Consider the following 7,899-nt stretch of genomic DNA (forward strand, 5'->3'; position numbering starts at 1 on the left):
ATGCTGCACAATGTGCGTGACAAGGATTTCGACCTCTTCGCCGATCTCGCCCGCGAGCGCGGCCAGACCGTTTCGCGCGACACCGTCGACCTGCGCATCCTGGTGCCCGCCTTCATGATCTCGGAGATCCGGCGCGGCTTCGAAATCGGCTTCCTGATCGTGCTGCCGTTCCTGGTCATCGACCTGATCGTCGCCACCATCACGATGGCGATGGGCATGATGATGCTGCCGCCCACGGTGGTGTCGCTGCCGTTCAAGATCCTGTTCTTCGTCCTGATCGACGGCTGGAACCTGCTTGTCGGCAGCCTGGTGCGCTCCTTCAACTGACACTGCCGCGCCGGCTCGAAATTCCAGCAATATATTTTCGATTAACCGTCCGGTTTAGCCCTTTGGTAGGGACTTGCCCGCATATTCGCTCGCAGATGGCGGGTGATCGATTTCAGAGATCATTGGCATGATGCCGCACCGTCATACCGGGAGGCCCGGTATGTCAAAAAAACACCTGTAAAAACCAAGGTACGAGTACCATGTCCAGCATCATGACGAACTCCGCCGCGTTGACGGCTCTGCAGAGCCTTAACGCCACCAGCAAATCCCTCCAGGACACCCAGGCCCGCATCTCGACCGGTTATCGCGTCTCGCAGGCCTCGGACAACGCCGCTTACTGGTCGATCGCCACCACGATGCGCTCCGACAACCAGGCAATGTCCACCGTTTCGGACGCTCTCGGCCTCGGCGCCTCGAAGGTCGACACCGCCTATACCGGCATGAACAGCGCGATCTCCACCATCAACCAGATCAAGGCAAAGCTGCTGGCTTCCTACGGCCAGACGGACGCCTCGAAGGAAAAGACCCAGACCGAAATCACCGCTCTTCAGGCGCAGATGAAGTCCTACGCCGACGGCGCCACCTTCTCCGGCACCAACATGCTGTCCGTAGACAGCGGCTCAACAGCCACGACGGCTGCCGATGTGAAGATCCTTTCGGCCTTCAACCGTGACGCGGCCGGCGCATCTTCGATCTCGACCATCGACGTCAAGGTGGAAAGCATCAAGCTCTATGAAGCTGGTACCACCTCGGGCCTCGCGAAGGGCATCCTTGACACGTACCGCCTCGGCAGCGACGGCAGTGTGGCCGCAGCGGTCTCCGGCACGCAGACAGCTCTAGGGGCGGCTGCACTGGCCACCGACACCTATTCGGCCGCCTCGCTTTCCATCTTCTCGGGTGGCACGGCTGCCAGCGATTCGCAGATCAAGCAGATGCTGACCGTCATCGACTCCGCGCTCGCCGATATGACCAACTCGGCCACCACGCTCGGCGCCGCCAAGAGCAGTATCGACCTGCAGAAGACCTTCACCTCGGACCTGATGGACTCCATCGACCGCGGCGTCGGCCAGCTCGTCGATGCCGACATGAACAAGGAATCGACCCGTCTGCAGGCCCTGCAGGTCCAGCAGCAGCTCGGCGTGCAGGCGCTGTCGATCGCCAACGGTTCCTCGCAGTCGATCCTGTCGCTCTTCCGCGGCTGATCGCCTCCGCTCAACCACAGTTCGCACTAGAAATTCGGGCCGCGCCAAAAGCGCGGCCCTATTTGCGTTTGCTCCAGCCCCGCACAATCCTCGATCCTTAACTCTCAAAAGCCAGCTTTTAACAGGCTGTTAACCATGCCGCGCTAGTTATGGTTAACCAATAGCTTACGACAGTTGGCGAATCGGTCCGACCGGCACGATGCCAATCGTTGAACAGGCCCATCCGGCATGTCTGAGCATGTCGGCTTTTGAGAAGGAGCGACTTTCTTGGCGAGCATCATGACCAACGCCTCGGCGTTAACCGCACTTCAAAGCCTCAGCGCCACCAACAAGTCGCTCGAACAGACACAGGCCCGCATATCGACCGGCTATCGGGTCTCGCAGGCTTCGGACAACGCCGCCTATTGGTCGATCGCCACCACCATGCGCTCGGACAATTCGGCCCTGTCGACGGTGCAGGATGCACTCGGCCTCGGCGCCTCGAAAGTCGATGCCGCCTACACCGGCATCACCAACGTGCTGACGACGATCGGCCAGATCAAGACCAAGGTGTTGTCCATGGTCGGCCAGACGGATGCCGCCAAGGCGAAGACCCAGACCGAGATCAAGGCGCTTCAAACGCAGATGAAGTCCTTTGCCGATGCGGCCACCTTCTCCGGCTCGAATTTCCTCGCGGTGACCTCCAAGCAGGTCACGTCCGCCAATGATGGCGTCCAGCCCGACTCGCAGATCGTGTCCTCATTCAATCGCTCTTCATCCGGCGCTGTCTCGATCGGAACGATCAACATCAATGTCGAGGGCACCAAGCTTTTCGACTACGGCCTTGCCGCCGAAGTCAAGAACCAGGGCGTCCTCGATCGCCAGACCTCCATCTATTCCACGGGCGCCGCCCAGACCCTGTATGACAACGCCTATGCTGGCGTGATCGCGGGCGGAGGAACGGATATCGCCGCGAACACTGCCGGCCAGACGGCGGCGGGAGCGGTCACCAAGGTCGACAATATTTCCGCCTACAACCTCGACATCACGGCCCCAGGGGTGACCGACGGCATCATCACCCAGATGGTCACCATGATGGACAAGGTCATGGCCCAGTTGACTGATTCCGCCACCATCATCGGTTCGGCCAAGAGCTCGATCGACCTGCAGAAGACCTTCACACAGAGCCTGATGGACTCCATCGACCGCGGCGTCGGCCAGCTCGTCGACGCCGACATGAACAAGGAATCGACCCGCCTCCAGGCCCTGCAGGTGCAGCAGCAGCTCGGCATCCAGGCACTGTCGATTGCCAACAGCTCCTCGCAGTCGATCCTGTCGCTGTTCAAGAACTAATCGCGGGCGCCACCGGCGCCTCCTTTTCGCACTCCGATTGACGGGCCGCGCCGCAAGCGCGGCCCGATTTCATTTTCGCACAAGCTTCGAAGACTAGAGTTCCGGCGGACAATCATGCTGGGAGTCGTTGAACCGTGCCGGAACAGATCCAGAGCATCATCTCGAATCTCCGCGGGTTTGGCGTGAAGCGCCTCGCCATGCTGGCGGGCATCGCCGTTCTGGTGATGGGCGTCATCGGCATCGCCTCGGTCTATCTCAACCGCCCCGCCTACGACACGCTCTATGTCGGACTCGACCGCGCCGACGTGAACCAGATCGGCCTGGTGCTCGGCGAAGCCGGCATCGGCTTCGATGTCGGCGCCGACGGAACCTCGGTTCTGGTGCCGGCCGGCACCACCGCCCAGGCGCGCATGCTGCTTGCCGAAAAGGGCCTGCCGACCAGCGCCAATGCCGGCTACGAATTGTTCGACAATGTCGGCTCGCTCGGCCTCACCTCGTTCATGCAGCAGATCACCCGCGTGCGCGCGCTGGAAGGTGAGATCGCCCGCACCATCCAGTCGATATCGGGCATCAAGGCGGCGCGGGTCCACATCGTCATGTCCGAACGCGCCAATTTCCGCCGTGACGAGCAGCAGCCTTCCGCCTCCGTGGTCATCCGCTACGCCGGCATCGACGCCGAAAAGAGCGCCATGTCGATCCGCCATCTCGTCGCCGCCGCCGTCCCCGGCCTGTCGGCCGACAAGGTGACGGTGCTCGATTCCAGCGGCAATCTGCTGGCTGCGGGCGACGACCCTTCCAACACCAGCGCCGCCCGCACGCTCGGCGTCGAGCAGACCGTCGAGGCGCAGATCGGAGACAACATCCGCCGTGCGCTGACGGCCTATCTCGGCCCCGACAATTTCCGCGCCAGCGTCAAGGCCGAGGTCAACACCGACACCCGCCAGACGGAAGAGACCATCTTCGATCCGAATTCCCGCGTCGAGCGCTCGGTGCAGTCGGTGCGCGCCAACGAGAACAACAACCAGAAGCAGGCTTCCACTCCGGCCAGCGTCGAGCAGAACCTGCCCGAGACCCAGGCAACCGCCACCGATGGCCCGCAATCCTCCTCGCAGAACGACCGCAGGGAAGAGATCACCAACTACGAGATCAATTCCAAGAAGATCGCCACCGTCTCCAACGGCTACACCGTCACCAAGATGTCGATTGCCGTGGTCGTCAACCAGCAGCGGCTGACGACCATCCTCGGCAAGGACGCCACACCGGAGCAGATCGCCAAGCGCGTCGCCGAGATCCAGAAGATGGTTACATCCGCCACCGGCCTGGATGAAAAGCGCGGCGACATCATCGACGTCTCGGCGGTCGAGTTCATCGATGGCCTGGATGGCGAGGCGATCCCGCAGGCGGGAATGCTCGATTCGATCGGCCAGCATGCCGGCACGATGATCAATGCAGGTGCCTTCATCGTCGTGGTGTTCCTGGTGGCCTTCTTCGGCCTGAGGCCGATGGCCGCGGCGCTGACGGCAAAGGCTGCTCCAGCCCTGGCAGGTCCCAGCTTCGACGACGTCCAGCGCTCGCTGCCGACGCCGGAGGCAATGGCGGCCACCGACAATGCCGCGGTTGGCGCCTTGCCAGGCACACGCCCAGGCCCCACTCCGCTCGACGATCTTCGCCAGAAGATCCGGCCGGCGCCGCAGGACCGGCTTGCCAGGATGGTCGACCTCAACGAGGAGCGCACCGCGCAGATCCTGCGCAAATGGGCTTCCCAGGAAGTGGCGGTGTAAACCATGCCTTCCGTAGCCCTCTTCGACCTTCTGCCTGATTTCGGCACGCGCGCGCAGCGTGCCGGCCAGCCCCGGGCAGCAGTCGATCCCGAACACAAGCCCGAGACGCCGGCGCCGCAAGCCGATATCGGCACGCTGATCGCCGAGGCGGTTGCCCAGGCGGAGGCAGCGCTGGAGGGCCGCCTGGCGGCTGCGCATGACGCCGCGCTCGAAGCCGAACGCCAGGCCAGTGCTGAGGAAACAAGGATATTTCTCGAAAGCCTTGGCGACGATGTCGGCAAGGCGGTCTCGTTGCACATTGATGCGATGGAGGCGCGCGTGACCGGACTTGTCGCCGGCACGGTCGCCCGCATCATCGGCGGCATCGTCAGCGACGATCTGCAGAAACGTTCGATCGATGCGTTGGCAGACGCCGTCCGCGAAGCGGTTGGCGACGCCGAGGCTGTGCGCATCGTCGTGCGCGGCCCGCTCTCGATGTTCGAAACACTGAAGGCATCGCTCGGACCCCGCGCCGCCAATCTCGATTTTGTCGAGGCCCCAGGCTTCGACCTGACCGTGGCTATCGACGAGGCGGTGTTCGAAACGCGCATGGCCGAATGGTCGACGACCCTCTCGGAGGTCCTGGCATGAGCGTCGCCAACGCCGATCAGGGCCGCCACGAGATCATCATCGTGCGGCGCAGTCATGACGACCATGACGAGGCCCACCATGGCGGCGTCTGGAAGATCGCCTTCGCCGACTTCATGACGGCCATGATGTGCTTCTTCCTGGTCATGTGGCTGATCAACGCCGCCAACGAGCAGACCAAGGCAGCCGTGGCCAGCTACTTCAACCCGGTCAAGCTGGTCGACCGCAATTCGAGCCGCAAGGGCCTGGAGGATCTCGGCGACGGCCCGCGCGCCATGGGACTGACGGCCGACGATCCGCAAGAGGCGACCAGCAAAGCCGGACAGAACGGCAATGCCGGCGCGGGCGCGTCGGAGCGCAAGCAGGACAAGCAGGAGCCACAGCAGGCGGAACACTCCGACGACCATCTCTTCGCCGACCCCTACGCGGTGCTTTCGGAAATCGCCACAGATACCGGCGTCATGCAGAATGTCAGCCAGAAAGGCGATGGCGGCGTGCAGGCTGCCGGCCCGGCTACCGGCGCCTCCGGTGGCGCCTCCTACCGCGATCCTTTCGAGCCGGATTTCTGGTCGCAGCAGGTCGCCGCGCCCGGCGCCGAGGCCAGCGCCCAGCGCACCAAGATCGAGGGCGATCCGGCCAAGCCCGGCGACAAGACCGCCGAAACGCAGGTGCTCAAAGTCAAAGCCGTGCCGCCTGTCGCGGCACCGCTCGAGCCACTGGCAAAGGACGCGACCAGTAAACAGGCCGCGAACCCTGCCACGGCATTGGCCGGCGAGACCAAACCGGACGGCACCAAGGCCGCGGTAGCGAAGGCTAAGCCTGAGGCGCAAAAGGCCGTCCAGCCCGACATCGGGGAGAAGCCGCCAACCGCTGCTGCCGTGAAGGCAGCGGCCGACGTCAAGCGGCAGTTGGCCGATGCTTTCAAGCCTGGCGACAAGCTGCACGACGGCGTCTCGGTCGAAGCCACCGACAAGGGCGTCGTCATCTCGATCACCGATCAGCTCGACTTCGGCATGTTCGAGGTCGGCTCGGCGTTGCCGAGACGCGAACTGGTGCTGGCAATGGAGAAGATCGGCCGCATCGTCAACAGCCAGAAGGGCACCATCAGCATCAACGGCCACACCGATGCCCGGCCGTTCCGCAGCGACAGCTACGACAATTGGCGGCTGTCGACGGCGCGCGCGCATTCCGCGTACTACATGCTCGTGCGCGGCGGCGTCGACGAACGCCGCATCACCGAGGTCGCCGGTTTCGCGGACCGCCAGCCGAAAATAGCAGCCGATCCATTGGCGGCCGCGAACCGCCGCATCGAGATCCTGATGGCGACCGGCGGATGAAGCGAGCGGCCGTCACCCGCCGGTTGATTGGCCTGTTGCTGCTGGCCGGCGGACACCCGTCCACTGGTTTCGCCCAGGAGGCCCTGCAGCCGTATCAGCTGGTGCGCTCGCTGCAGCTCATCCAGGACCGCATAGCCGCCGGCGATCATGCCGCCCTGCCGATGCAGGCCAAGCTGCTCGAGATGACGGATGCGCGCCTGCGCGCGGCGAATGCCGAGGACTACAAGGATCCCAAGAATTTTCGGGCCCTGCTTGTCTACGGCATGAGCGGCGGCAACCCGGTGACCGTCGAAGCGGCCACGTCGCGCGCTACGGCGGACCCGCAAAGCCTTGCCATCGCAAAAGGCGTGATTGAGTACCTCAACGGCAGGCCCGGCAAGGCTATCGAAGCCTTGAGGCCGATCGATCCCATGGCGCTGCCTCCGGATCTCGGCGCCTTCCTCGCTTTGGTCAAAGGCTCGCTGCTTGCCGGCGATCAACCGGCGACCGCACTCGGTCTGCTCGACGAGGCAAGATTGCTCAGCCCCGGCACGCTGGTCGAGGAAGCGGCACTTCGCCGTTCGGTCGGCCTTGCAGTCGCGCAAGGCGACGCGGCACGTTTCGCCCTTGCTTCCACCCAGTATGTCGAGCGCTACCTCTATTCGCCCTATGCCAGCCAGTTCGCGGACTCCTTTGTCTCCGGCGTCATCGCGCTGCACATGTCGATCAGCCAGGACAAGCTGGGCGACATCACCTCGATGATGGATCCCGAGCGCGAGAAGGTGATCTATCTGCGCATCGCCCGCCGTGCCGCGATAGACGGCCTGAACGACCTTTCGGCCTTCGCTTCGGCGCGGGCCGAGCAGGGCCGTGACGGCAACACCAATCAGGACGATCCACGCGCCCTGCTCTATGCCAGCCTTTCCACCGTCACCTCGGGCACAATCGAGGACATTCGTGCCAAGCTCGGCAAGATCGATCGCAGCCGGCTGTCGGAGGGCGACCGCGCCTTGCTCGACGCCGCTCAGGCCATTGCCGGCGAGGTCGTCGCGCCGCCCACCGCCCTTCCGGCGGAAAAGCCTGCCCCTGTCGCGGCCGAGCAACCTCCGGCTCCCGAGATCGCCACGCCGCAAAACGCCGATGACAGTGGCTTGCCACCGGTCGAAGGCGCCATCTCGGAGCAACCCGCCGCCACCGCGGCCTCCGGCGGATCGGCCGCCAATGCGCCGGACACGGCGGCAGTTGCAGCCACATCCGCCGAGCCTGCGACCGTCGTGCCGGCGTCGGCACCTTCACCCGCCGCCGGTCCAGAAC

The 7,899-nt window shown here is 64.1% G+C and carries 6 protein-coding genes and 1 pseudogene; all 7 read left to right on the forward strand.

The genetic code is table 11. The features are described from left to right. Positions 1 to 327: pseudogene (locus EN925_RS14020) on the forward strand (flagellar biosynthetic protein FliP); the annotation flags it as partial. A gap of 200 nt (positions 328 to 527) precedes the next feature. Continuing rightward, positions 528 to 1,529 carry a flagellin gene (locus EN925_RS14025; RefSeq protein WP_013529788.1) on the forward strand — a complete coding sequence of 334 codons (1,002 nt, stop codon included), beginning with the start codon at positions 528 to 530 and terminating at the stop codon, positions 1,527 to 1,529. Between the two features lie 267 nt (positions 1,530 to 1,796). Next, on the forward strand, positions 1,797 to 2,861 hold the full coding sequence (locus EN925_RS14030) for a flagellin (RefSeq protein ID WP_024502691.1): 1,065 nt from the start codon (positions 1,797 to 1,799) through the stop codon (positions 2,859 to 2,861). Positions 2,862 to 2,995: 134 nt separating this feature from the next. Continuing rightward, positions 2,996 to 4,642 carry a flagellar basal-body MS-ring/collar protein FliF gene (gene fliF / locus EN925_RS14035; RefSeq protein ID WP_013529786.1) on the forward strand — a complete coding sequence of 549 codons (1,647 nt, stop codon included), beginning with the start codon at positions 2,996 to 2,998 and terminating at the stop codon, positions 4,640 to 4,642. 3 nt (positions 4,643 to 4,645) lie between these two features. After that, positions 4,646 to 5,272, forward strand: a complete 627-nt coding sequence (locus tag EN925_RS14040; protein ID WP_127385033.1) for a hypothetical protein — start codon at positions 4,646 to 4,648, stop codon at positions 5,270 to 5,272. Next, the gene (locus tag EN925_RS14045; RefSeq protein ID WP_127385034.1) at positions 5,269 to 6,606 is read left to right on the forward strand and encodes a MotB family protein; all 1,338 of its coding nucleotides are present in this window, start codon (positions 5,269 to 5,271) and stop codon (positions 6,604 to 6,606) included. The genes EN925_RS14040 and EN925_RS14045 overlap by 4 nt, the downstream gene beginning before the upstream one ends. Then, a partial coding sequence (locus EN925_RS14050) for a chemotaxis protein MotC (RefSeq protein ID WP_128336628.1) occupies positions 6,603 to 7,899 on the forward strand: 1,297 nt, incomplete at its 3' end. The genes EN925_RS14045 and EN925_RS14050, both read left to right, overlap by 4 nt.

This window comes from Mesorhizobium sp. M7A.F.Ca.US.006.04.2.1, from assembly GCF_004022915.1.
Lineage (GTDB): Bacteria > Pseudomonadota > Alphaproteobacteria > Rhizobiales > Rhizobiaceae > Mesorhizobium > Mesorhizobium ciceri.

What these genes read in the sequence shown, in the direction of transcription:
- EN925_RS14025 (WP_013529788.1), top strand. Translation starts at nt 528, where the DNA reads ATGTCCAGCATCATGACGAACTCCGCCGCGTTGACGGCTCTGCAGAGC.
- EN925_RS14040 (WP_127385033.1), top strand. Translation starts at nt 4,646, where the DNA reads ATGCCTTCCGTAGCCCTCTTCGACCTTCTGCCTGATTTCGGCACGCGC.
- EN925_RS14045 (WP_127385034.1), top strand. Translation starts at nt 5,269, where the DNA reads ATGAGCGTCGCCAACGCCGATCAGGGCCGCCACGAGATCATCATCGTG.